The sequence below is a fragment of the Nonomuraea sp. NPDC059023 genome, from assembly GCF_042740095.1.
Lineage (GTDB): Bacteria > Actinomycetota > Actinomycetes > Streptosporangiales > Streptosporangiaceae > Nonomuraea.
In genome coordinates this window covers 1-24,414 of record NZ_JBHYIO010000066.1, presented here as the reverse complement: position 1 = coordinate 24,414, position 24,414 = coordinate 1, and the positions used below count along the sequence as shown (strand labels likewise).

23 protein-coding genes and 1 tRNA gene are annotated in these 24,414 nt (G+C 70.9%); 12 read left to right on the top strand and 12 right to left on the bottom strand.

The genetic code is table 11. The features are described 5' to 3' along the window. Positions 1–14 precede the first annotated feature (14 nt). The gene (locus ACFWYW_RS55290; protein WP_379622429.1) at positions 15–1,763 is read right to left on the bottom strand and encodes a family 20 glycosylhydrolase; all 1,749 of its coding nucleotides are present in this window, start codon (positions 1,761–1,763) and stop codon (positions 15–17) included. A 122-nt stretch (positions 1,764–1,885) separates the two neighbouring features. Here ACFWYW_RS55290 and ACFWYW_RS55285 point away from each other — a divergent pair, with 122 nt between their 5' ends. After that, entirely contained in the window at positions 1,886–3,790 is a 1,905-nt protein-coding gene (locus ACFWYW_RS55285; RefSeq protein ID WP_379622427.1) for a primary-amine oxidase, read from the top strand. Here ACFWYW_RS55285 and ACFWYW_RS55280 read toward each other — a convergent pair whose 3' ends face one another. The 4 genes from ACFWYW_RS55280 to ACFWYW_RS55265 all read right to left on the bottom strand — a co-directional run bounded on the left by ACFWYW_RS55280 (position 3,791) and on the right by ACFWYW_RS55265 (position 7,916). Continuing rightward, positions 3,791–4,261 carry a MarR family winged helix-turn-helix transcriptional regulator gene (locus ACFWYW_RS55280; protein ID WP_379622425.1) on the bottom strand — a complete coding sequence of 157 codons (471 nt, stop codon included), beginning with the start codon at positions 4,259–4,261 and terminating at the stop codon, positions 3,791–3,793. A 29-nt stretch (positions 4,262–4,290) separates the two neighbouring features. Then, a complete protein-coding gene (gene thrS, locus ACFWYW_RS55275) occupies positions 4,291–6,255 on the bottom strand; it encodes a threonine--tRNA ligase (protein ID WP_379622423.1) in 1,965 nt (654 codons plus the stop codon). Between the two features lie 41 nt (positions 6,256–6,296). Further along, on the bottom strand, positions 6,297–6,902 hold the full coding sequence (locus ACFWYW_RS55270) for a glycoside hydrolase family 25 protein (protein ID WP_379622421.1): 606 nt from the start codon (positions 6,900–6,902) through the stop codon (positions 6,297–6,299). A gap of 117 nt (positions 6,903–7,019) precedes the next feature. Continuing rightward, entirely contained in the window at positions 7,020–7,916 is an 897-nt protein-coding gene (locus ACFWYW_RS55265) for a TIGR03564 family F420-dependent LLM class oxidoreductase (RefSeq protein WP_379622419.1), read from the bottom strand. A gap of 49 nt (positions 7,917–7,965) precedes the next feature. Between ACFWYW_RS55265 and pgm the strand changes: the two genes are divergently transcribed. Continuing rightward, positions 7,966–9,585: a phosphoglucomutase (alpha-D-glucose-1,6-bisphosphate-dependent) gene (gene pgm, locus ACFWYW_RS55260; RefSeq protein WP_379622417.1), complete on the top strand. Its 1,620-nt coding sequence runs from the start codon at positions 7,966–7,968 to the stop codon at positions 9,583–9,585. Between the two features lie 64 nt (positions 9,586–9,649). Here the strand turns inward: pgm and ACFWYW_RS55255 are convergent, their stop codons facing one another. Then, positions 9,650–10,834, bottom strand: a complete 1,185-nt coding sequence (locus ACFWYW_RS55255; protein WP_379622413.1) for a hypothetical protein — start codon at positions 10,832–10,834, stop codon at positions 9,650–9,652. Positions 10,835–10,987: 153 nt separating this feature from the next. Beyond that, entirely contained in the window at positions 10,988–13,564 is a 2,577-nt protein-coding gene (locus ACFWYW_RS55250; protein ID WP_379622411.1) for a phosphoenolpyruvate synthase, read from the bottom strand. A gap of 93 nt (positions 13,565–13,657) precedes the next feature. Between ACFWYW_RS55250 and ACFWYW_RS55245 the strand changes: the two genes are divergently transcribed. From ACFWYW_RS55245 to ACFWYW_RS55225, 5 genes are all read left to right on the top strand, one after another. Continuing rightward, positions 13,658–14,239: a TetR family transcriptional regulator gene (locus tag ACFWYW_RS55245; protein WP_379622409.1), complete on the top strand. Its 582-nt coding sequence runs from the start codon at positions 13,658–13,660 to the stop codon at positions 14,237–14,239. Between the two features lie 523 nt (positions 14,240–14,762). Beyond that, complete coding sequence (locus tag ACFWYW_RS55240) at positions 14,763–15,932, top strand: cytochrome P450 (protein ID WP_379622407.1); 1,170 nt, start codon at positions 14,763–14,765, stop codon at positions 15,930–15,932. A gap of 30 nt (positions 15,933–15,962) precedes the next feature. Next, positions 15,963–16,709: an HAD family hydrolase gene (locus ACFWYW_RS55235; protein WP_379622406.1), complete on the top strand. Its 747-nt coding sequence runs from the start codon at positions 15,963–15,965 to the stop codon at positions 16,707–16,709. A gap of 12 nt (positions 16,710–16,721) precedes the next feature. Next, the gene (locus tag ACFWYW_RS55230) at positions 16,722–16,988 is read left to right on the top strand and encodes a DUF4031 domain-containing protein (protein WP_379622405.1); all 267 of its coding nucleotides are present in this window, start codon (positions 16,722–16,724) and stop codon (positions 16,986–16,988) included. Between the two features lie 29 nt (positions 16,989–17,017). Continuing rightward, positions 17,018–17,755 carry a maleylpyruvate isomerase family mycothiol-dependent enzyme gene (locus ACFWYW_RS55225; RefSeq protein ID WP_379622403.1) on the top strand — a complete coding sequence of 246 codons (738 nt, stop codon included), beginning with the start codon at positions 17,018–17,020 and terminating at the stop codon, positions 17,753–17,755. Here ACFWYW_RS55225 and ACFWYW_RS55220 read toward each other — a convergent pair. Then, on the bottom strand, positions 17,752–18,348 hold the full coding sequence (locus ACFWYW_RS55220) for a metal-dependent phosphohydrolase (RefSeq protein WP_379622401.1): 597 nt from the start codon (positions 18,346–18,348) through the stop codon (positions 17,752–17,754). The genes ACFWYW_RS55225 and ACFWYW_RS55220 overlap by 4 nt on opposite strands. A 47-nt stretch (positions 18,349–18,395) precedes the next feature. Between ACFWYW_RS55220 and ACFWYW_RS55215 the strand changes: the two genes are divergently transcribed. After that, positions 18,396–19,592: an alpha-hydroxy acid oxidase gene (locus ACFWYW_RS55215; protein WP_379622399.1), complete on the top strand. Its 1,197-nt coding sequence runs from the start codon at positions 18,396–18,398 to the stop codon at positions 19,590–19,592. 50 nt (positions 19,593–19,642) lie between these two features. After that, entirely contained in the window at positions 19,643–20,020 is a 378-nt protein-coding gene (locus tag ACFWYW_RS55210; protein WP_379622397.1) for a lamin tail domain-containing protein, read from the top strand. Positions 20,021–20,062: 42 nt separating this feature from the next. On the opposite strand, the gene ACFWYW_RS55205 is transcribed toward ACFWYW_RS55210, so the two are convergent. Both ACFWYW_RS55205 and ACFWYW_RS55200 read right to left on the bottom strand, forming a co-directional pair. Then, positions 20,063–20,302 carry a DUF6011 domain-containing protein gene (locus tag ACFWYW_RS55205; protein WP_379622395.1) on the bottom strand — a complete coding sequence of 80 codons (240 nt, stop codon included), beginning with the start codon at positions 20,300–20,302 and terminating at the stop codon, positions 20,063–20,065. Positions 20,303–20,360: 58 nt separating this feature from the next. After that, positions 20,361–20,777 carry an SsgA family sporulation/cell division regulator gene (locus ACFWYW_RS55200; protein WP_020547189.1) on the bottom strand — a complete coding sequence of 139 codons (417 nt, stop codon included), beginning with the start codon at positions 20,775–20,777 and terminating at the stop codon, positions 20,361–20,363. Between the two features lie 430 nt (positions 20,778–21,207). Here ACFWYW_RS55200 and ACFWYW_RS55195 point away from each other — a divergent pair. Then, positions 21,208–21,282 (top strand) — tRNA-Val (locus ACFWYW_RS55195). A 213-nt stretch (positions 21,283–21,495) separates the two neighbouring features. Here the strand turns inward: ACFWYW_RS55195 and ACFWYW_RS55190 are convergent. Next, positions 21,496–22,191, bottom strand: a complete 696-nt coding sequence (locus ACFWYW_RS55190; RefSeq protein WP_379622393.1) for an SDR family NAD(P)-dependent oxidoreductase — start codon at positions 22,189–22,191, stop codon at positions 21,496–21,498. Positions 22,192–22,276: 85 nt separating this feature from the next. Here ACFWYW_RS55190 and ACFWYW_RS55185 point away from each other — a divergent pair, with 85 nt between their 5' ends. Continuing rightward, on the top strand, positions 22,277–22,876 hold the full coding sequence (locus tag ACFWYW_RS55185; RefSeq protein ID WP_379622391.1) for a TetR/AcrR family transcriptional regulator: 600 nt from the start codon (positions 22,277–22,279) through the stop codon (positions 22,874–22,876). A gap of 7 nt (positions 22,877–22,883) precedes the next feature. Here ACFWYW_RS55185 and ACFWYW_RS55180 read toward each other — a convergent pair whose 3' ends face one another. After that, positions 22,884–23,624: an SAM-dependent methyltransferase gene (locus ACFWYW_RS55180; RefSeq protein WP_379622389.1), complete on the bottom strand. Its 741-nt coding sequence runs from the start codon at positions 23,622–23,624 to the stop codon at positions 22,884–22,886. 437 nt (positions 23,625–24,061) lie between these two features. Between ACFWYW_RS55180 and ACFWYW_RS55175 the strand changes: the two genes are divergently transcribed. Further along, positions 24,062–24,319 (top strand): hypothetical protein, encoded by a 258-nt coding sequence (locus ACFWYW_RS55175; RefSeq protein ID WP_379622387.1) that lies wholly within the window; start codon positions 24,062–24,064, stop codon positions 24,317–24,319. The last annotated feature ends 95 nt before the right edge of the window (positions 24,320–24,414 follow it).

Below are 24,414 nucleotides of genomic sequence, written 5' to 3'. Positions count from 1 at the left end.
AAACCCCACCGCCGCTACCCGCTCCACCACTCGATCTCCAGCCCGTCGGGCGCGCCGACCGCCCGAAGGCACGCGTAAGCCCCACCGGCCTCGACGTCCAGCACGTTCCAGGTGGTGGTGGGCAGCCACTCGACCACCGCGAGATCCTCCCAGGGCCCATCGGCCGCGGGCGCCCCCTGGAACCTGGTCCCGCGCACCGCGTCCAGCGCCTGCCACACCGGCTCCGGCCACTTCCCGCCCACGGCCCGCGCACCGGAGGGCACCGCGGGCCGGAACCGCACACGCCGGATGCGGGCAGGCACGGTCGCCGCAACAACAGGCCACACCTCACCCACCGGCGGCACCCCACTGACCGGCCGCAGCTCGCCGACCGGCCGTAGCCGCGCGCTTCCCGGGTACGGCAGCGCGTCCACCACAGCCAGGTAGTCATCCACGTCGCCCAGCAGCGGCCCGCCCCACAACCGGTCGGCCAGGACGTCCAGCGGCCGGGTGGCGTACCAGTCGAAGTAGGCGTCGGTCTGTTCCTCGGCCCAGTCGGCCCACACGCACAGCTGGTAACCGGTGACCTGCGACGGTGTCCAGTCGTGGTAGAGGTGGCGCGGGTCGGCGGTGACGTAGTTGATGCCGGTGCGGTTGCCCGGGGCGGTGCGCGGGGTGACGTAGTGGCTGACGGCCGGGGCGGCGATCACGTCGTAGCCGTCGTCGGAGAAGGCGCGTACCTCGGCCTCGGTGTCCGGCCAGGCGGTGAGGCGGATGTCGCGGGCGGGGCTGATCCGGTGGGTGCCGCCGGAGGCGTACTCCCACCAGTTCCACATCTCCGGCCGTTTTCCATGATCCCGGACGACCTGGGCGAGCTCGTTGACGAAGGCGATGAGCGCGTCGCTGGGGCCGTGGTCCGGGTGGATCGAGCGGGCGTAGGCCACCAGGGCGGGAGCGGCCGACAGGGCGGGCTCGACCGGCCATTCGTCGGCGCCGATGTGGATGGCCGGGGTGTCGAAGGCGGCGCAGAACGCGGCCAGCAAGCCCTTGATCCACTCGCGGTTGGCGGGCCGGGTGATGTCCATCGTCCAGGCGTCGGTGGCGTACCCGGTCCAGTGGGCGCCGTCGTTGAGGCTGTCGTCGGCCGGACGCAGCTCGGGACGGCGGGCGATGAGGTGGGAGGCGTGGGCGGGCAGGTCGATCTCCGGCACCACCTCGATCCGCAGCGAACGGGCGTAGCCGATCAGCTCGTCCAGCTCGTCGAGGCTGTACGCGGGCTCGGTGGCCAGATCCTCATAGCCGGGCAGGCGGACGCGGAAGCCGTTCCACTCGGTGAGGTGGAGCTGGAGGCGGTTGTAGCCGAGCCAGGCGATCCGGCGCACGAACCGGCGCAGGTAGGCGAGGTCCCAGTGGCGGCGGCCGAGGTCGAGCATGACGCCGCGGACGGCGACCGCCGGGCCGTCGGCGATCGTGACCTGGGGCAGGTCCCGGCCGGACAGCAGCTTCAGCACGGTCTGCAGGCCGTAGAAGGCGCCGGCGGGGTCGGCGGAACGCACCCGGACCCGGTCGGCGATCTCCAGGACGTAGGACTGCGGCGCGAGCGCGGGGTCGGCGGTGAGTTCGAGGTCGGCGCCGCGTTCGCGCTCGGGGAGGGGCAGCCCGGTCGCGGCGCGCAGTTCGACGAGCAGCGGCCCGGCGCCGGGGCTGATCGTGGTGTGCGGGCCGAGGCGCAGGCGGGCGCCGCCCGAGCTCAGCCGGTGGGGGGTGGGGACGAGCGGGATCACACACTCTCCGTAGATCGGGATGCCGTGCGACTGACCTTAACCCTCGTTTCCGGGCATCCAGCACTTCACCGGGAACATCATTTCGCGCACGATGGAAGTCCCTCTGACGTAAGGAGTGCCCCATGACCGTGCACCCGCTTGCGATGATCACCGCTGACGAGGTCCACGCCGCGCGCCGCATCCTGGGTACGGCGGGGCACCTGGGCCAGGACGTGCGCTTCGCCTACCTCGGCCCGGAAGAACCCGCCAAAGCCGATCTGCTGGCCCACAACCCGGGCGACCTCGTGGACCGCCGCCTGCGCGTGCTGCTGCTCGACCGGGCCACCGGCGCCGCCTCCTCCCTGCTCGTCTCGGTCACCCGCGGCGTCGTGGACCACGTCGAGAAGCTCGACCCGGCCGTGTCCGGCCAGCCGCCCATCATGGTCGAGGAGTTCGAGGCGGTGCAGCGCATCCTCGACACCGACCCGGCGTGGGGCAAGGCGCTGGCCAGGCGCGGCCTCACCCCGGACACCGTACGCGCCTGCCCGCTGTCGGCCGGCCACTACGGTTACCCGGAGGAGTCGGGCCGCCGCATCATCCGCAGCTTCGGCTTCCACCAGGACCACGAGCACGACCACCCGTGGGCCCACCCGGTCGACGGCCTGGTCGCCTACGTCGACCTCGTCGCGGGCACGGTCGTCAAGGTGATCGACGAGGAACTGACCGAGGTGCCGCGCGAGCCCGGCAACTTCCAGGACCCCGACTACACCGGCCCGGCCCGCACCAGCCTTCGCCCCATCGAGATCACCCAGCCGGAGGGCCCCAGCTTCACCGTCGAGGACGGGCTCGTGCACTGGGAGAACTGGAGCCTGCGCATCGGCTTCAACGTGCGCGAGGGCCTCACGCTGCACCAGATCAGCTTCCGCGACCAGGGCCGCGACCGGCCGGTCGTGCACCGCGCCTCGATCGCCGAGATGGTCGTCCCCTACGCCGACCCGTCACCGGTGCGGTTCTGGCAGAACTACTTCGACCAGGGCGAGTACCTGTTCGGCCGTTTCACCAACTCCCTCGAACTGGGCTGCGACTGCCTCGGCGAGATCCACTACACCGACGTCGTCGTCGCCGACGAGCAGGGCGAGCCCGCCACGATCCGCAACGCGATCTGCATGCACGAGGAGGACTACGGCGTGCTGTGGAAGCACTCCGACATGTTCGCCGGCTCGAACGAGACCCGCCGCCAGCGCCGCCTGGTGATCTCCTTCTTCACCACCGTCGGCAACTACGACTACGGCTTCTACTGGTACCTCTACCTGGACGGCACCATCGGCTGTGAGTGCAAGGCCACCGGCGTGCTGTTCACCTCCGCCTACCCGCCCGAGGGCCGCGAGTACGCCGCCCAGGTCGCCCCCGGCCTGGCCGCCCCCTTCCACCAGCACCTGTTCTCCGCCCGCCTGGACATGGCGGTCGACGGCCACACCAACGCGGTGGACGAGATCGACGCCGTGAGCGTGCCGATCGGCGAGGGCAACCCGTACGGCAACGCCTTCGCCCGCCAGGTCACCCGCCTGGCCACGGAGAGCCAGGCCCAGCGCCTGGCCGACCCGTCGCGCGGCCGCGTCTGGCAGGTCGTCAACCCGCGGGTCACCAACCGCCTGGGCGCGCCGGTCGGCTACACGCTCATCCCGGAGCCGCGCCCGACGCTGCTGGCCGACCCGGCCTCCTCCATCGCCGCCCGCGCCGCCTTCGCCACCCGCCACCTGTGGGTGACCCGGCACGCCGACGACGAGCGTTTCCCGGCCGGCGACCTGATCAACCAGCACCCGGGCGGAGGCGGCCTGCCCGCCTGGACCGCCGCCGACCGGAGCCTGGACGGCGAGGACATCGTGCTGTGGCACACCTTCGGCGTGACGCACTTCCCGCGCACCGAGGACTGGCCGGTCATGCCGGTGGACCACATCGGGTTCTCGCTCAAGCCGACCGGCTTCTTCGACCGCAACCCGACGCTGGACGTGCCGCGCTCGACCGGCGGCCACTGCCACCCGCGGTGATCAGCCGAGTTGCTCGTCCATGGCGGCGCGCATCCCGGCCAGGAACGTCTCGACGTGGTGGAGCTGCTCCTGGGTGTAGCGGCCCAGGAGTTCCTCCTGCCGCCGGACGATCGGGGCGAAGAACTCCGCGGCCAGTTCCTTCGCCCGCGCTTGCGCGTAGAGGGTGACGACGCGCCGGTCGGCGTGCTCGCGTACCCGGGAGACGTAGCCGTGCTTCTCCAGCCGGTCGAGCAGCGCCGTCATCGCGCCCGACGACAGCGCGACACGCTTGCCGAGCTGGGCGGGCGACAGCGGCGCGCCCGCCGACTCGGCCTTGGCGATCTCCATCAGGGCGAAGGCGTCGGTGAGGTGGATGCCGAGCCGGTCGGCGAAGCGGCGCCCGAGCTCGTTGAAGCTGGCCCCGTAGGCGTGCAGCTCCTCCGCCAGCCGCGCGTGCTGCGCAACGGCGCCCTCGCGCGCTCGCTCCTCCATCCGGTCTTCTCCCGCCTGGCCCCGGCGTGTCACACCTGGATGCGGCGCTCCACCGCGTCGATGATCTCGGCGACGGCCACGTCGACGGGGACGCCGTTCTTCTGCTCGCCGCTGCGGTAGCGGAAGGAGACCGCGCCGGCCGCGATGTCCTCGTCACCGGCCAGCAGCATGAACGGCACCTTGGCCTTCTGCGCGTTTCTGATCTTCTTCTGCATGCGGTCGTCGGCGCTGTCGACCTCGACCCGGATGCCGCGCTCGCGCAGCTTCTTGGCCACGTCCTGCAGGTAGGCGACGTGCGCCTCGGCGATCGGGATGCCGACCACCTGGACCGGCGACAACCACGCGGGGAACGCGCCCGCGTAGTGCTCGACCAGCACGCCCATGAACCGCTCGACCGACCCGAACAGCGCCCGGTGGATCATGACCGGCGTCTGCCGCGAACCGTCGGCGGCCTGGTACTCGAGGCCGAAGCGCTGGGGCTGGTTGAAGTCGAGCTGGATGGTCGACAGCTGCCAGGTACGGCCGATGGCGTCCTTGACCTGCACCGAGATCTTGGGCCCGTAGAAGGCGGCGCCGCCGGGGTCGGCCACGAGCTCGAGACCGGACTCCTCGGCCGCCTGGCGCAGCGACTCGGTGGCCTCGTCCCAGTCGGCCTGCTCGCCGATGAACTTGTCGGAGTCGTCGCGAGTGGACAGCTCCAGGTAGAACTCCTCCAGGCCGAAGTCGCGCAGCACACTCAGCACGAAGGCCAGCAGCGACTTGATCTCATCGCCCATCTGCTCCTTGGTGGTGTAGATGTGCGAGTCGTCCTGCGTCATGCCGCGGACGCGGGTCAGGCCGTGGACCACACCGGACTTCTCATACCGGTAGACCGAGCCGAACTCGCACAGCCGCAGCGGCAGCTCGCGGTAGGACCGCCCGCGCGCCCGGAAGATCAGGTTGTGCATCGGGCAGTTCATCGGCTTGACGCGGTACTCGGTGCCGTCGAGCTCGAAGGGCGGGAACATGTCCTCGCCGTACCACGGCAGGTGCCCGGAGGTCTCGAACAGCGATGACTTGGTCAGATGCGGCGTGTTGACGAACTCGTAGCCCGCCTCCAGCTGCCGCTTGCGCATGTAGTCTTCCATCTCCTTGCGGATGATCCCGCCCTTGGGATGGAAGACCGGCAGCCCGGAGCCGAGCTCCGGCGGGAAGCTGAACAGGTCGAGCTCGGCGCCGAGCCGCCGGTGGTCGCGCTTCTCGGCCTCCTCCAGCAGCTTGAGGTATTCATCCTGCTTGTCGCGGGACTCCCAGGCGGTGCCGTAGATGCGCTGGAGCTGCGGGTTCTTCTCGCTGCCCCGCCAGTAGGCGCCGCCGGTGCGCATGAGCTTGAAGGCCGGGATCGACCTGGTCGAGGGCACGTGCGGCCCGCGGCACAGGTCCTTCCAGCACAGCTCGCCCGTCTTGGGGTCGAGGTTGTCGTAGATGGTCAGCTCGGCGCCGCCGACCTCGACGCTCTCCTCGTCTGCTGCCCCGCCTTTGAGCCCGATGAGCTCCAGCTTGTACGGCTCCGCCGCCAGCTCGGCCCGCGCGTCGTCGTCGGAGACCACGCGGCGCGAGAACAGCTGCCCCTGCTTGACGATCTCCCGCATGCGCTTCTCCACGCGCTTGAGATCGTCGGGGTGGAAGGCCTGCGGGACGTCGAAGTCGTAGTAGAAGCCGTTCTCGACCGGCGGGCCGATGCCCAGCTTGGCCTCGGGGAACAGCTCCTGAACCGCCTGCGCCATGACGTGCGCGGCGGAGTGGCGGACGATGGCCCGCCCGTCGGCGCTGCCGGCCTCGACCGGCTCGACCACGTCGCCGGTGACCGCGTGCGCGGCCAGGTCGCGCAGCTGGCCGTTGACCCGGGCGGCGACGACCGAGCGGCCGTCGGCCTCCAGCGCATCGCCGTACGTCGTGCCGGCCGCGACCACACGCTCGGCTCCGGCGAGGGTGATGCGTAGCTCGGCTGACACGGTGACTCCCTTGGATGGCGATGAAACGGGTGCACCGAATGCTATCGCGGGTCGAAGCCCAGCCTGGTCAGCTCCTCCCGGCTGCCGTGGAAGACGTTGCGGTCGAGCGGGCTGTTGGAGTGCTGGTGAATCGTCCACGCGGTCCACGGTCCCGGCACGATCGGGCGGCCGCGCGGCTGCTGGGGCGAGGCGATCCACAGGGGATACTCGCCCAGGCCCGCGCAGTTGCCCGACCTGGCGAACCACAGGAAGGTGTAGATGAACGGCCGTACGCCCGCCTCGCGCTCGATGAAGCGGCACCAGCGGCGCGCGTAACGTGCCACCCGGTCGGGCGGCAGCCCGTCGTTGGTCTCCAGGTCGAGGGCGATCAGGTCGCCCCTGCGCAGGCCGCCGGCGGCCTGGACGGTGCGCAGGAAGTGCCGGGCGTGCTCGGCCGGATCGCCTTTGGGCCGCCCGAAGTGGTAGGCGCCGCTGACGATCCAGCTTTCGCGCATGCCGTTCCAGTTGCGGCGGAAGAACCGGTCGCTCCAGTCTCCGCCCTCGGTGGCCTTGGCGAAGGCGAAGGCGACACCGGACTTGGCGTGCGCGCCCCAGTCCACCGCCCCCTGCCAGTTGGACACGTCGATGCCATGCAGCAAGCGCTTCACCGCGCCCCTTTCGTCGGCGCGGCGAGGCCTGTCCTGCTCTGCCTGCCGCTTCGCCCGCTCACCTTGCCGGATCTTATTGAGCCATCCTCCGGCCGGCCCCGCGCCGCGCCGTACACCCTATTGAACTAGGCCCTTGAGGAACTGTCGCGTACGTTCCCGTCCGGAGTACTCCGAGGCGATGAAGTCGGTGACGCCCGCCTCGGCGAGCCGCTCGATCTGGGCGCGGACGGCGTCCTCGTCGCCGACCACGGCCACGTCGCCGGGGCCGCCGGCGCCCTCCTTGTCGAGCATCGCCCGGTAGGAGGGCAGCTGGCCGTACACCGAGTAGACCTCTTCGGCGCGCGCCCGCGCGGCGGCGGGGTCGTCGGTGACGCAGACGGGCAGGGCGCAGACGATGCGCGGCGCGGGACGGCCGGCCTCCTCGGCGGCGGCGGTCACGGCGGGCGCGACGTGCTCGACGACGGTCTTGGGGCCGGTCATCCACAGCACGGTGCCGTCGGCCACGGCGCCGGCCAGGTGGAGCATGCGCGGGGCCAGGGCGGCGATGAGGACCTGAAGGCCGCGCCCGGGGGTGCTCAGGCGCACGTCGGCCTTGAGCGTCTCGCCCTGGAAGCCGACCTCGCCCTCGCGCACCAGCGGCAGCAGCACCGACAGGTACTCGCTCATGTGGCGGGCGGGTCTGTCGAAGCTGTAGCCGTACATGTTCTCGATGACGACCTTGTGCGACAGGCCGATGCCCAGCGTCAGGCGGCCGCCGAGCGCGGCGTTGGCGGTCAGCGCCTGCTGGGCGAGGACGGCCGGGTGGCGGGGGTAGGTCGGCACGACGGCGGTGCCGAGTTCGAGGCCGGGCGCGGCGCCGCCCGCGGCGGCCAGGGCGGTCAGCGCGTCGAGGCCGAAGATGTTGGAGATCCAGGCCGAGGCGAAGCCGTCGGCGGCGGCGCCGGCCAGGCGTTCGCGCAGCTCGGCGATGGGGTCATCGCCCCTGGGCTCATTGAGGAACAGTCCGATCCGCATCGCTACCGAACTCCATTCTAGTTTTTCCGCCCATCATAGGCTTGCTTCCATGACCCATGATCGCGCAGGACAACCCGCTCAGCCGGCCGACCTGGTCGACGTCTCCCGGCTGGTCACCGCCTACTACGCGCTGCATCCGGATCCCGGCGATCCCGGTCAGCGCGTGGCGTTCGGCACCTCAGGGCATCGCGGGTCGGCACTGAAGAGCGCGTTCAACGAAGATCACATCTTGGCGACCAGCCAGGCCATCTGCGAGTACCGCGCGGCGCAGGGCGTGTCGGGGCCGCTGTTCCTCGGCATCGACACGCACGCGCTGTCCGAGCCCGCCCGGGTCTCGGCGCTGGAGGTCTTCGCCGCCAACGAGGTCGAGGTGCGCATCGACAGCCGCGACGGCTACACGCCGACGCCGGCCGTCTCCCACGCCATCCTGACCCACCCGGGCTCCGACGGGGTCGTGGTCACGCCGTCGCACAACCCGCCCGCCGACGGGGGCTTCAAGTACAACCCGCCCAACGGCGGTCCCGCCGGCACCGACGCCACCGGGTGGGTGCAGGAGCGGGCCAACGCGCTGCTCGCCGCGGGTCTCAAGGGGGTACGGCGGGTGCCGTACACCCGAGCTCTCGAGGCGGAGACGACACGCCGGCACGACTTCATGGGCGCGTACGTGGACGACCTGCCCTCTGTCCTCGACCTCGATGCCATTCGCGACGCCGGCGTGCGCATCGGCGCCGACCCGCTCGGCGGGGCGAGCGTCGCCTACTGGGCCGAGATCGCCGAGCGGCACCGGCTCGACCTGACCGTGGTCAACCCGCTCGTCGACCCGACCTGGCGGTTCATGACCCTCGACTGGGACGGCAAGATCCGCATGGACTGCTCCTCCCCCTACGCGATGGCCTCCCTGATCGACAACCGCTCCCGCTACGACATCTCCACCGGCAACGACGCCGACGCCGACCGGCACGGCGTCGTGACGCCCGACGGCGGGCTGCTCAACCCGAACCACTACCTCGCCGTCGCCATCTCCTACCTGTACGAGCACCGCACCGGCTGGCCGGGCGCGGCCGGGGTCGGCAAGACCATGGTCAGCAGCAGCATGATCGACCGGGTGACTGAGTCGCTGGGACGGCGGCTGGTGGAGGTGCCCGTCGGGTTCAAGTGGTTCGTACCGGGACTGCTGGACGGCTCGCTCGGGTTCGGCGGGGAGGAGAGCGCGGGGGCGTCGTTCCTGCGGCGGGACGGCTCGGTGTGGACGACCGACAAGGACGGGATCATCCTGGCGCTGCTGGCCGCCGAGATCCTGGCCGTGACCGGGTCCTCGCCCAGCCAGCACTACACCAAGCTGACCGAGCGCTTCGGGGCGCCCGCGTACGCCCGGGTGGACGCGCCGGCGACCCGCGAGGAGAAGGCGGTGCTGGGCAAGCTGTCGGCCTCGCAGATCACCGCCCGCACCTTGGCCGGCGACCCCATCACGGCGGTCCAGACCGAGGCTCCGGGCAACGGTTCGGCGCTGGGCGGGGTGAAGGTGTCCACCGGCCAGGCCTGGTTCGCCGCCCGCCCTTCCGGAACCGAGGACGTCTACAAGATCTACGCCGAGTCCTTCAAGGGCCCCGACCACCTGGCCGAGGTCCAGGAGGAGGCCAGAGCAGTGGTCTCCGCCGCCCTGACCTAGCCCCGGAAACCCGAGGCTTTTGACAAGCCCGATGGTGGGTTGAGGGGTCGGGTCCAGGGGGCGGTCAGGGGGTGTTGGTGAGGATGCGGTCGTCGTCCTTGACGGCGGGGAAGGAGCCGGTGTCGACGATGCCGTGCTCCTGGTACAGGGCCTCGATGATGGCGTGCGCCTGCGGTTCGAGCTTCCACAGGGCACGCCACTCCCGGGCGGTGCCCACCGCGATGCCGACCTCCTGCGCGATGTCCACGGTGCGCGGCACGATGCGCTTTTCGATCTGCCGGTCCCAGTACCGCCGGGCGGCGCGCATCAGCCGTGCCCGCTCGGCCGTGTCGAGCACCTGCGGCGTCGCGTCGAACACGTCGTCGTCCTCGTCGTCGTGGAGCTGGGTCAGCGCGGGCGGCAGGGCGCGGGCGGGCACCGGCTGGTGGTCGTGCTCGGGCTCCCACGGCACCCGCGGGTCGGCGTCGACGAGCTTGGAGGTGTTGTACAGGGCGGCGATCTGGGCCAGCAGCGCCTCCTGACGCTGCGGGTCGACGGCCAGGCCGGTGTGCTCGACGGCCTGGTCCATGGCCTTGTCGAGCTTGGCCAGCGCGGCGCGTACCTTCCGCTCGGAACCTCCGCCCTCGCGCAGCGCCTTGGCCCGTTTGGCGGCCAGCGCGACGCGGGTGAGGCGGCGGTGGGCGTCGACCTCGCTGGCGGTGCGGTCGCTGACCTCGGCCAGGCCCATGCGGACGAGCAGCCGCTCGGGGGTGAGGCGCCAGTTGATGCGGCCGGTGCCGCGGATGCGGTGCCGTTCGATGGCCATGCCGCGCTCCCACAGCCACGCCGCGACGAGCGGCGCGGCCAGGCGGAAGATCGCCTCGGGCAGGCTGCGCGCGTCCATACTGGAAAGCACCGCGGTCAGGCAGGTCAGCGCCCATACGGCGATGCCGTCGATGCCCGCGGAGAAGTTCTCGCGCATGTTGCGCCTGGCCCGCACCGCCGAGGTGATGATCGCGACCTCGATGAAGGCGAACAGCAGGAACCGCAGCGGCCCGTCAAGCCCGAGTACGTCGCCGGAGAAGCGCCACATGCCCTGTGCCGACACGCCCGTGGCGATGCACGCGGCCACGACCGTGAGGACGTCCTCGATCGGCCGTGGCGAGACGTAGCGGCTGAACAACCACGCTCCCGCCCGCCAAGCGATCTTGATGAGCATGAAGGCCAGCGCGAGCACGATCAGTCCCAGCACAGAGATGATCACGGTCACGACCGGCTTTTCCGCGACAAAAGCGGCGATTTCCTCAAATGGGGGCATCAGTCACTGTCCGTCAGGTTGGATGTCCGACTGTATACAGCGAGATCATCGCAGAATGTCGCCCTCTTGTACGCCAAACCGGTCTCGCCCCATCATTTTCTCCCGTCACAGGAGGTGCACGGTACCCAGGGTGCCGTCCACCCGGATCCGCGCCCCGTCCGGAATCGCCGTCGTCGCCCCGTCCACCCCGACGACGGCGGGCAGCCCCAGCTCACGGGCCACGACCGCGCCGTGCGTCATCATCCCGCCCACCTCCAGCACCAGCCCCGTCACCGCCGCGAACAACGGCGTCCACCCCGGATCCGTGTACGGCGCGACCAGAATGTCCCCCGGTTCCAGCCGCGCGTCCTGCGGCCGCAGCACGACCCTGGCGCGTCCCTCCGCACTGCCCGCCGAGACCGCCTGCCCGGCCAGCACGCCCTCCCGCTCCGGCGCCGCCCGCGCCACGGCGACGGCCTCGCCGTCGCCGGTCAGCACCCTGGGCGGGCGCAGAAGCACCTCCGCCGCGTGCGCCTCCCGCCGCTCCTTCACCGGTACGGCGGGCCCGCCCGCGGCCAGCAGGCCGAGCAGTTCCCCGAGCGTCAGGTAGTGCACGTCGTCCACGGCCTCCAGCACCCCGTTCGCCACCAGCCCGGCCGCCTCCTCGCGCACCGCCGTACCGAAGACGTCGAACAGCCGCACGGTGAAGTACTTGTCGTGCTCCCGCAGCGCCAGCAACTCCCGGTAGACCCGCACCACCCGCGCCATCACCACCGCCTTGGCCCGCCCGCCCCTGGTCGCCAGGAGGCGGGCGCGCAGCCGCCGGGCCGCCTGTCCGGCCTCCCGCTCGCCGTCGCGGAAGCGCCGCCGGTGCTCCCCCGGCCCGGTCGTCTCGACGTTGGCCAGGATTCCGGCGAACAACTGCTCCGGATCCTCCCGCCACCGCGTCCTGGTGAGGTCGATCTCGCCGGGGGCGCGCATGCCGTACCTGCGCAGGAAGTCCTCGAAGGCGCGCGTGAACTCGCCCTCCGGCCACACCAGCGGGCGCGGCGGGTCACGCAGGAACGCGAGCACGCCGGGGCGGTCGCGGGCCAGGTCGGCGAGGTCGCCGACGGCGAGGCCCATCTCGGTGGTGACGTTGCCGGGCAGCGACTTGGTGAGGGCGGGCAGTTCGGCCTCGTCGCCGAGCCAGCGCCTGCTCAGGGCGGCGGCGACGGCCCCGGCCAGCATTCCGGCGATGGGCTTGAGCAGCACCTCGGTGTACATGCGGATCGGCACGTGGCGCATCGTGCGCTGGATGCGGCGCACGCGTTCGGCTCCGGTGCTCTCGCCGATCTCCGCCCCGGCCAGGCGCAGCGTGCGCGCGATGAACGCCTCCGCCTCCACGCGGGCGGCGCCGGGGCGCAGCAGGCTCTTGACGATCTTGCCGAGGGTACGGGCGGCGAAGCGGGCGACGGCCAGCTCGCCGCGCAGGCCACCGCGGCGGTACTCCGGCCGCTCCGCCACCCTGGCGAGCGCGGCGGCGGCCTGCTCGTCCATGCCGGCGAGGGCGCGGATCAGCAGCGGCCGTCCGAGGCGAGTGGACAGGACCCGGGTGACGTCGATGTACAGGCGGCCGCCCGCGGGCACCAGGTAGGGGCTCTCCTGGCCGGTCGCCGAGCCGCCGAAGGGGAAGAACGTGCGCAGAACCGAGCGTCCGAGCGGTTTGATGGCGTCGGTCATCATCTGCTGGTGGCCGAAGGAGAAGTACACCCTCGGCCCCGACCCCTCGGGAACGGGGAACAGCGAGGTGATCGGCCGCGCCTGCACGATGTGGAAGCGGCCGCGCGCCCAGGTCCACTCGACGTCCTGGGGCGTGCCGAAGTGGCGCTGGATGCGCGCGCCCAGCTCGGCCAGCGCGCGGATCTGCGCGTCGGGCAGCGCCTGTCCGCGTCCGGTGCTTTCGACGGTACGCGTGCCGCCGCCGGGCAGCGATTCGATCGTCACCTTCTTGCCGCCGAGGGCACGATCGGTGACGACGCCGTGCCGTACCCGATAGAGGTCGGCGTCGACCAGGCCGGACACGATCGACTCGCCCAGCCCCCACGAGGCGTTGACCACGATGTCGCGGCGGTCGCCGGAGACCGGGTCCGCGGTGAACATCACGCCCGACACCTCGGGCTCGACCATGTGCTGCACGACGACGGCGAGGCGCACGCCGCGGTGCCCGAAGCCGCCGCGGGCGCGGTAGGCGATGGCGCGGTCGGTGTAGAGCGAGGCCCAGCAGCGGTGTACGGCGTCGAGGAGCTGGTCGCGGCCGACGACGTTGAGGAAGGTGTCCTGCTGCCCGGCGAAGGAGGCGCCGGCCAGGTCCTCGGCGGTCGCCGACGAGCGTACGGCGTAGGCACGCCCGGCGCCCGCCTCGTTCCAGGCGGCCAGGAGCTCGGCCTCGACGTCCGGGGGCATGGGCAGGTCCATGAGGTGGCCGCGTACCCGGGCGCCGGCGTGGGCCAGCGCCGTGAGATCGGTGTGGTCGAGCGCGTCCAGCTCGTCGTAGAGGGCGTCCATGCCGTCCCGGGCGAAGGCCTCGTAGGCGGCGGTGGTGAGACAGAAGCCTCCGGGCACCGGCAGACCGGCGCGGATCAGTTCGCCGAGATTGGCGCCCTTGCCGCCCACCTGCTCACGGTCCGGCTCCTCGAAGGTCGCGATGAAGGGGTACGGCATGCCGGCCTCATTTCTTCGTCGTTGGTGAAGAATTTTGCCAGAGTTCACCCGGTTTCTTCAACGGCGATGGAGAAAAGTAGGATCACTCTCACCATGAGCGAGTCGGGCGCCGGGCGGCGCGGCAGGTGGCGCAGCGGCGAAGAGAGCCGCCGGCGCATCCTCGACGCGGCGCGGGCCCGCTTCATCTCGCACGGATACGACACCGTCACCGTCCGGTCCATCGCCGCCGACGCCGGGGTGGATCCGGCGATGATCCACTACTTCTTCGGGAGCAAGGACAAGCTGTTCGCGGCGGCGCTGGAGGGTCCGGTGAGCCCGCGCGACCCGCTGGACGACCTGCTCGCGGAGGGCCTCGACGGCGCCGCGGCCCGCATCGTCCGCGGTTTCCTCGCCGCCTTCGACGAAGCGGGCGGCATGGGCCCGCTGGCGCTCCTGCGCTCCGGCCAATCACCCGAAATGGTGCGCGAGTACGTCGAACGCGAGTTCACCACCCGCCTGGCCAATCACCTCCAGGGCCCCGACACCGCCCTGCGCGCCCAGCTCATCACCGCCCAGCTCCTGGGCCTCGCCCTGGCCCGCTACGGCCTGCGCCTCCCCGGCCCCGCCACCGCCTCCCCCGAAGACCTGGTCACCTGGTACGCCCCCCTCATCCAACCCCTCCTCGACACCCCCTGACCCCCACCCCACATCGCTCCCGCCCTCACCCCCTGGCCCGGAGCCGGGACAACCCTTGGTCGAGAGGCCAAGCCCGTAGGCCGGAGCCCCACCACCGCTCGGCATCCCCGCGCCCCTCCCGGCCAACCGACGCATCAAGCCCTGGTCCAGAGCCAGGTCCAGCCGGGAGCCGGAGGATGACCCGAGCCGGGGGCCGGTGGGCGGAGCCCCGAGCCGGGTGGGGAGCGAACGTTCCCGGGAGGCTGAGAGGTTGCTCACGGTGGTCGGTCGGGTGGCGGGGTCGGGGCAAACCCCGGTCGTACCCCCATTTCGGGGCGCTGTTCCCCCCAGATGCCCCGGGCTTGTGGGCGCACCGGAGGCGCGGGGCGCGTCGCGTGCGTAACGTGGCGTGCGGATGCGCCCTGCCGTACCGGAATCTGAGGGTTGTGGATGGGGGTGGACGAAGGCCCGTCAGCAGGTGGGACCATCTATAACGGGATTTATCCCGACAAAATGCGATGACGCCTCCGGCAGGATGGGTTTGATGTCTGAGTCAGAGTTTCCCCTCGTGCAGTTCATGCGCGAAGGCTTCGACCCCGTGGCCGAGCTGGCCCGGATCCGCACAGAACAGCCGGTGTTCCCGATGGAGATCCCCGGCGACCAGACCGTGTACCTGGTGACCCGCTACGACGACGTCCGCGCCGTGCTGGGTGACCACGAGCGGTTCAGCAACGACTTCGCCGGTGTCATCGGCCTGGGGTCCAACCAGGACGACCCGGGCGGCCTCGGCTTCCGCGACCCGCCCGAGCACACGCGGCTGCGCAAGTACTTGACGCCGGAGTTCACCATGCGCCGCCTGCGCAGGCTGGAGCCCCGGATCGAGGCCATGGTCGAGGAGCACCTGGACCGCATGGAGGCGGCCGGCAACAGCGCCGACCTGGTCGAGACGTTCGCGCTGCCGATCCCGTCGCTGGTGGTGTGTGAGCTGCTCGGCGTGCCGTACGCGGACAGGTCGGACTTCCTCAAGCTGAGCACCGACCGCTTCGACTTCACGGCGGGACCCGAGGCGTCGCTGCAGGCGATCAACGACGCGATGACCTACCTGACCGACCTGGTCGCCCGCGAGCGCCTCAACCCCGGCGACGGCCTGCTCGGCCAGCTGCTGCGTGAGCACGGCGACGAGCTCGACGACCGCACGCTCGCCAGCATGGCCGACGGCCTGCTGACCGGCGGCCACGACACCAGCACCAGCATGCTCGCCCTCGGCTCGCTCTGGCTGATGAACAACCCGGACGAGGCCGCCAAGGTCCGCGAGGTCGACGGCTACGTCAACCACGTCGTCGAGGAACTGCTGCGCTACATGACGGTCGTGCAGGTGGCCTTCCCGCGCTTCGCCCGCGAGGACCTCGACCTGTTCGGCACGCCCATCACCAAGGGCCAGCTCGTGCTGTGCTCGCTGACCGCCGCCAACCGCGACCCCGCGCTGGGCGGGAACATGGACACGGCCGTGCCCGGCCGCGATAGCGCCGGTTCCCACCTGGCCTTCGGGCACGGCATCCACCGCTGCATCGGCGCCCCGCTGGCGCAGATGGAGATGCGCATCGCCTATCCGGCGCTGCTGCGCCGATTCCCGAACCTGCGGGTGGACGGCGAGGTGCCCTTCAGGAAGCTCGCGATCGTGTACGGACTGGAGAAGCTCCCCGTCGCCTGGTAGACGGCAGAGCGGCGGCGTAACGTCACGTATGTGAACGGACACGCCATCGACCTGAGCGCCATCGGCGCCGTCGTGTTCGACAGCGACGGCGTCGTGACCGACACCGCGCGGGTGCACGCGGCCGCGTGGAAGCATGTCTTCGACGTTTTCCTGCGCGGCCGCTCGGCGCCGTTCGACATTCGCGCCGACTACGTGCGCCATGTCGACGGACGGCCCCGCCTGGACGGGCTGCGTACCTTCCTGGCCTCGCGCGGCATCACCGTGCCCGCGGGCTCGCCCGACGACGAGCCGGGCGCGCCGACCGTGCACGGCCTGGGGCGAGCCAAGGATCTGGAGTTCCAGGCCCAGGTCGACAAGTACGGCGTGGCCGCCTTCCCCTCGGCCGTCGCGCTCCTGCACGAGCTGCGCCGCCGGGGCTGCCGCACCGCTGCGGTGACGTCCAGCACCCACGGCCGCAAGCTGATCACCGGGGCGGGCGTCGCCCACCTGTTCGACCTGGTCGTGGACGGCAACGACGCGGCCCTCATGAACCTGCCCGGCAAGCCCGACCCCGCCCTGTTCCTGGAGGCCTGCCGCCGCCTGGACCTGCCGGCCGCCCGCGCCGCCGTCGTCGAAGCCGCGCTGCCGGGCCTGGAAGCGGGCAGGAAGGGCGGTTTCGGGCTGGTCGTGGCCGTGGACCGCAACGGCCGCGCGGCGGAGATGCGCGAGCTGGGCGCCGACCTGGTGGTAGGCGACCTCAGCGAGCTGGAGGTACGCGGGCGGGTGCCGGTTTCGTAGACAATGTGAGGGATGACCGTCCTCATTGATCCGCCGAACTGGCCGGGGCCGCGTGGCCTCATGTGGTCCCACCTGGTCAGCGACACCTCCTTGGAGGAGCTGCACGCGTTCGCGGGGCGCCTCGGGGTGCCGGTGCGCGCCTTCGACCGCGACCACTACGACGTCCCCGAGACCGTGCACGCCCAGGCGGTGTCGCTGGGCGCCGAGGCGGTCAGCAGCCGGGAACTGCTGCGGCGGCTGACCGAGGGCGGGCTGCGGCGCCGTAAACGATCGTCGTAACCCAGAACATTATTCGGTACGGTGGGCCCATGACGGACATCTTCGGCGACCTGGAAGCCGAGTACCGGCAACTGGACTCCGTCCTCGCCGCCCTCACCCCCGCGCAGTGGTCCCATCCCTCGGCCGCCGAGGGATGGACCGTCTCCGACGTCGTGCTCCACCTCGCCCAGACCGAAGAGCTGGTCACCGCCTCCCTGGACGGCCACGACGGCCTGTTCGCCCGCGACCCGGCCGTCAGCGACGTGGACGGCATGGCCGCCGGCCTGGTGGCCGCCCAGCGCGACATCACCCCGGACGCGCTGCTGGCCCGCTGGCGCGCCGCGGCCTTCGCCACTCCCCCCGCTCTGGCGGCGCACCCGCCGCGATCGCGCCTGATGTGGGTGGCCGGCACCCTGTCGCCGGGCACCCTGGCCACGACCCGCCTGGCCGAGCACTGGGCGCACGCCTACGACGTCACCGCGCCGCTCGGCCTCGCCTACCCCGCCACCGCGCGGCTGCGCCACATCGCCTGGCTCGGCCACCGCACCCTGCCCTACGCCTTCACCCTGGCCGGCCTGGAACCCCAGCCCGTCCACTGCGTCCTGACCGCCCCCGACGGCGGCACGTGGCACTACGGCGACCCCGGCTCGCCGTCGGTCATCACCGGTCTCGCGGCCGAGTTCTGCCTGGTGGGCGCCCGCCGCCTGGCCCCGGCCGACTCCACGCTCCAGGCGACGGGCCCGCACGCCGCGCGGGCCCTGGCCGTCCTGCGCAACTACGCCGCCTAGTCCCGGAGCGCGGCCAGTTCGGCGCTCATGTTGTGGCGGGCGCGCTCCTGCCACAACGCGCGGGCGCGTTCCGTCCGGTAAAGGTGGGGTACGGCCAGCAGCCGCGCCAGCACCGCGCTCCGCCCGGCCGCGAACAGCTCGTCCGGCACATGCGCGTACTCCCGGCGGATGTCGGCCGCGTACACCTCGTATCCGGGCCGGCCCAGGACCGCGAGGTCGGCGTCGCACAGGACCGCGCCGTTGGCGTCGCCGTCCTGAAGGGTGTCGTGGGCGGCGGTCAGGCGGACCAGCCTGGCCACCTCGGCCACCCGCTCCGCCGGTACGCCGCAGGCGGGCAGGCGGCGCTGGGCGAGCTGGGCGCTGCGTTCCTCGTCCCAGCCGGGCCGACCGTCGTAGACCGCGTCGTGGAACCAGGCGGCCAGCCGTACCGCCACGGGATCTTCGGCCAGGTCGGCGAGGTCGTCGACGGCGGCGAGCACCGCGCGCAGGTGCGTGAGCGTGTGGTAGCGGCGGTGCGGCTCCGACCAGCGGGCCACCAGCTCGGCGTGGAGCGCCTGGGCGGCGGGCGTGTCGGCGACGAGCTCCCCGATCATGGCGTCAACGCTATCGCGAGTGGCGGCAAATTTCGTGTAATGGTCGGATGGGTGATGGACGGCGGTTTCCCCGGTGGCGCGATCTGCGGGCGGTGCTGCCGCCCCTCGGCAGGCGGGACCGGCTGCTGGCCGCGGCCGACGTGGCCGACATCCGGCTGCTGGCCAGGCGGCGGGCGCCCCGGCTCGTCTTCGACTACGTGGACGGCGCGGCGGAGGGCGAGATCTCCATGGCGCGGGCGCGCGAGGCGTTCGCGCGGGTGGAGTTCCGGCCGCGGATCCTGCGCCACGTCGGTGAGGTGCCGCTGACGGCGCGGGTGCTGGGGCGGGAGATCAGCATGCCTCTGGTCCTCGGGCCGACCGGGTTCACGCGCATGATGCACCGCGACGGGGAGAAGGCGGTGGCGCGGGCCGCGGCCAGGGCGGGCGTGCCGTACACGCTGTCGACCATGGGGACCACGCCCGCGCCCGAGGTGACGCGCGCCGCGCCCGGCGGGTGGAACTGGTTCCAGCTCTACGTGGCGCGCGATCGCCAGCGCAGCCGGGCCGCGCTCGACCTCGCCCGCGACGCGGGCATGGACGTGCTGGTCGTCACCGCGGACGTGCCGGTCGCCGGCGCGCGGCTGCGTGACGTACGGCACGGCCTCACCATGCCGCCGACGTTGCGCTGGCGCAGCGCGCTGGGCGTGGTACGGCATCCGGCCTGGTGGTTCGACTTCCTGACCAGCGAACCCCTCACCTTCGCCACCATGGGCGGCAGCGATCTGGCCGGGATCACCAATCTCATGTTCGACCCGGGCGTGACCTTCGCCGACCTGGAGTGGATCCGCGGGGCGTGGGGCGGTCCGCTGGTGGTCAAGGGCGTGCAACGCGTGGACGACGCGGTCGCCCTGGCCGAGGCCGGGATCGACGGGATCGCCGTCTCCAACCACGGCGGCCGCCAGCTCGACCGCGCGGCCACACCCCTGGAGCTGCTGCCCCGGGTGGCCGAGGCCGTGGGCGACCGGGCGGAGGTGTACCTGGACGGCGGCGTGCGCTGTGGGGCCGACGTCGCCGCCGCGCTCGCGCTGGGGGCGCGCGCGTGCTTCATCGGCCGCGCCTACCTCTACGGGCTGATGGCCGCGGGCGAGCCGGGGGTGGACCGGGTGCTGGACCTCGTCCGCGCCGAACTGACCCGCACGATCCAGCTGCTCGGCGGCTCTCTCGACCCTTCCGTGGTACGGCTCCGCCACAACGGGTCAACCTAGGGCGATCTTCACACGTCTCACGGGTCCACCCATCGATGGAGGACCCGACGATGCGTCCCACCACCCTGATCCTCGCCTGCGCGGCCGCCCTGGTCACGACGGCGGCACCGGCCCAGGCGGCCGTGCCGAAGATCCAGCTCGTGAAGGTGTACTACGACTCCCCCGGCGTGGACCGGCGTTCCAACTCCTCGCTCAACGGCGAGTACGCGGTCGTCAGGAACACGACCAGGGCCGCCCTCGACCTGGAGGGGTGGACGATCGCCGACCAGACCGGCTACTGGTACACCTTCGGGCCCGGGCGGGTGCTCAAGGCGGGCAAGAGCCTCACCCCTGCGCACCGGCCGGGGCACGTCGGGGACCAGCACGGTCTACTGGGGGCGGCGCGCGTACGTGTGGAACAACGACAAGGACAGCGCCTACGTCCGTGACGCCGGCGGCAGGCTCGTCGACAAGTGCTCGTACAACTCGAGCTACCGCGACTCGGTCTCCTGCCTCTGAGCCAGCAGATCGAGCTGGCCCTCGCACACCCAGTGGGCCGCGGCGGCCCGGATCCGCACCGGTTTACGCCTGGCCAGACCGAGGCGTTCGGCGCATTCCGGGCCGATCCTGGCCCAGCGCGACTCGGGGGCGCGCAGAACATGCCGGCACGCGCGGCAACGCACCACGTGCTCACGCGCGGCAGGTTCGCTGAGGACTTCGAAGAGGTTCACGGCACCTCTCATCCTGCCATGGGGGTCTGGTACGGCCGGGCAGGCGCGGCCGAGGGGGTCAGGACGGCCAGAGCATGTTGGTGAGCTCGGCGTCGAGGTCCATGAAGTCGGTCTCCCTGCCTGCGGGCACCTTCTCGTAGGTGCGATGCAGGAACTCGGTGAGAGGTGCCAGCGGGACTTCGAAGAGCGCCTGCCCGAACGGTGACGTCAGGCTGATGTGCAGCGTGCGTTCGCCGTCGGCGCGGGCAGGCCAGACCTGCACGTCGCCGTCGCCGACACGCCGCACGATCCCAACGGTCAGGAGTTCGCGGGCGAAGATCCACTCGACCGGTTCGTCGTTCCCTACGTGGAAGGCCATGCGGATGGCATACGGGTCGTCGGCTGTGTAGCTCAGTCCGGCGAGCAGGGGGACGGTCGTACGGTCGGGGACCACAAGCCGAAGGCCAAGCTCGGCAGAGACGGTGGTGCTGTTCATCGTCAGCCAAACCTTTTCGTCGTAGGGTCCCCTCTTCGGGGCTTACTGCTCTGACGGACTTCGTCCTGAGCTATGACGCGGAACGAAGAAACCTGTAGGAAAGATTCCGCTCCTGAGGCCTTCTGTAACGCACATCACAGCAGGACATTTGGGCATCTACCAGGCTAAACGGCATCAATCGGGCCGTGTTTGCAAGGGTTTTGCGAGCTGTAGAGCCCACCCCGGCGAGCCCTCGGCACCTTTCGGGCGAAAGATCCCCTTTCCCAGCGCCTTCCGAACATGACCGATGCTATGCCAACCAGCCACCACGACGATGGGCAACCACCGCGTTTCCCCCCGAATCCTCTCGGGGCGGCTCGTCGCTTCGCCACCTGCTCCGGAAGTGCGGTATGGTTTTCCCCGTCGGGCACCGCAAGGGGCCAGGCAGGGCGGGCGATTAGCTCAGCGGGAGAGCGCTTCGTTCACACCGAAGAGGTCACTGGTTCGATCCCAGTATCGCCCACCAGCTCAGAAGGGGTTTCGGAGCCATCCGAGGCCCCTTTTCGCATGTCTGAGAAGTCCTCCCGAAGGACGACAGTGAAGCGGAATCCCAGGTCAGAGCCTAAACCGTGATCCCGGCTCTGGTTGGGGGCCGTCCCGCAGGTGGACGGTGTCGCCTCCGGTCCCCAGGCGAGCGTCACCATCCATCAGGAACGTCCCGATGCTTGGGCCGGCCCCATCACCACGGGACGATCTTGCCGTGGCGGTCCAGAAATTGCAGGCCCGGGGCGCCGGTCTGTGCTTCGAGGACGTCGGCGACGGCCGGGATGCTCTCCCGAGCGGTCAGGGGCGCGTCTGGGCCGCCCAAGCGGGTCTGGTTGTGGCCGGGATCGATGAGGAGCTTGGTCTGTCCGTCGTCGGCATGGCGGGTGGCGTAGCTGCGCATCAGCTGGTTGAGGGCGGCCTTGCTGGCCTTGTAGAGCTCGTAGCCGGGCTCGGTGTTGCGTGAGATGCTGCCCTGCTCGGATGACATGACGGCGACGGTTCCGCCGGGGGCGACGAGGTCGCGGAGGGTTTCGAGGGCGCGCAACGGGCTCAGCGCGTTGGTGATCATCACCTCGGTGAACATGCCGGTCGGGACCTCGTTGATCGGCAGGTCGCCTCGGTCGATGGCGGCGTTGACGAAAAGCAGGTCGAGCCGGCGGCCGGACAGGCGCTCGCGTAGTGCGGTCAGCTCGTCTGAGCTGGTCATCTCCAATGGCTCGACGGTCAGCCGGCCGTTCGAGGCGTCGGCGCTCGCGCGCAGTTCGGCGGCGCTCTGGCGCATCGTGGCGATGACGCGCCAGCCGCGCCGGGTGAGCTCGTTGGCGAGGACGAATCCCAATCCACGGGACGCTCCGAGGATGAGGGCTTGGCGGTCGGGTGTGGTGGACATAGGGGCTCCTTCGCGAGGCCAACCATAGACGCAACGTTGCGTCCAGACAAATGTACGGCACCGCCCGACGGGTATCGTGTCCCGCATGCCCGTCGCGAACTCCCAGCCCCGCAGGACGCGCTCAGGTAGCCGACGCGACGAGGCCGCCCGCCTGGCAGTGCTGCACGCGGCGGACGACCTGCTCGCCGAGCACGGCTTCGGCGCTCTGACCGTCGAGGCGATCGCGCGTCGTGCCGGTGTCGCCAAGCAGACGATCTACCGCTGGTGGCCGTCGAAGGTCGAGGTTCTGCTGGACACGCTCATCGAGGACAGCGGCAAGCGCCTGCCCATCCCCACGGACACCCCCACGGCGGAAGGCATCCGCGGCTACCTGCGCGCCTTCGCGCGCTTCGTCACCGGCGATCCGGCCGGCAAGGTCCTTCTCGCGCTCATCGCCGAGGCGCAGCACGATCCCGCCACGGCCAAGCTCTTTCACGAGCGCTATCTGGGTCCACGCCGTGAACAGGAACGTGACATGCTCGCGCGCGCGATCGAGGCCGGGACGGTCTCGCCCAGCCTCGGCCCCGACGCCGCGATCGACGCGCTGATCGGGCCGATCGTCTATCGGGCCCTGACCGGGGCGAGTGTCCCCAGCCGCCTGGTGGACGCCCTTTGCGACGATCTGCTCAGGCCCCGCTCGGGCTGAGTGTGCGTCAAGCCGCCGGGCCGGTGCGCTGGAGGAGCAGGGAGACGAAGCCGAGGGTGTTCCGGTAGCCGTTGAGCCACAGGTCGCGGTGTTCTCTTGCGGCGGCCAGGGCCTGGGCGGCGTCGGGGCCGGTGGTTGCCGCGGCCCAGCGGGTCAGGGTGCCGGTCCATGACCACTCGTACTCGTCCCACTCGGCCGGTTCGCTCACGTGGGCGTAGACGGTGAGCCAGCCGTCGGATTCGGCCGTTTCCACGGTGCCCGCCAGATCGGGGTACTGGCCGATGGCCTCGACGATCTCGGGGGCGGGGGGTCGTTCCCAGAAGGCCTCGCCCACCAGGGCCAGGCCGCCGGGGCGGACGAATCGTCCGAGCGCTTCCATCGTCTGCTTCAGGTCGCCGAAGGCGTGCGTCGAGCCCACACAGAGCACCAGGTCGTACGGCTCGGCGGCGGAGAAGTCCGCGGCGGGCATCGTGTGCAGCGACATGCGGCCCGACAGGTTTCGCCGGGCGGCCGCGCGCTCGGCTGCCGCTACGGCGTGCGGCGAGATGTCCACACCGTCGGCCACGGCCGTGGGGGCCAGTTCGAGCGCCCGGAGCGACCATTCGCCCTCGCCACATCCCAGGTCGAGGATTCTGGCCCGGTCCGGCAACGCCGCCCGGCGCAGCAACCTGTCGAGGTTGGACTCCGAGATCGGTGCGGCGATCGGGTGGTCACGGTGTGCGATGGCGCTCAGCAGTTGTCGATCCATGCCGGCCATCCTTCCAGTGGCCGGTGATCGATCAGCGGGGTGGTGGGCATGGGAAAGAGCCGCGCCCCGGCTTTTCCGAACGGCCGTTGCGCTTTCCCACCATTTGTTGAACCTGATGTGATTGCTTTTGTCATATCGGGGTACATGGGCGCGCCGACGTGCTTACATACCTGGTCGCGGAAGTCGGTTCGGCCGTGAAGTGCCTGCTCAGACGGCATAAATATCAACCACAAGCCCCGCAAGAGATGGCTTTTCAGGCTAAATAGTGAAATGTCGGAAATAAGGCTTTGCTTCCTAGCGGGTGACCGTGCGGGGTGCTGGCGGTTAGCGTCGGATACGTTCCGTTAGCGCCGTTCTCGCGTGTCCTGTTGACCGGAATTCGGCGCCATCCACCTGCCCAGACATCTGCTGGGCCTCAAATCAGGGATGGATCTCTGATGCTCAAGCGCATTCTCGTCGGCACCGCGATCGCGGCGTCCGTGTTCGCGGTCACCGGAACGGTCACCTCACAGGCCGCAAGCGCCTCGACCCAGACAAGCTGTTCGGTGGCGTCCACCACGCAGCTCTCGACGTCGGCGGCGAAGCCCAAGTGCAAGTGGCGTTTGGACAAGCACGACCGCAAGTGCTGGTACTGCTGGAAGCACCACCGCTGGGTCAAGCAGTGGTGCAAGGGCAAGCACCACAACCACCACTAGCCCCAATGCCGGGAAGTTAAGGATCTTGGGGTGATGTCCAGGGGTTTGTTGATCTCCGGGACGTGAGAACGGAGATCCAGTAGAACGGGTGATCT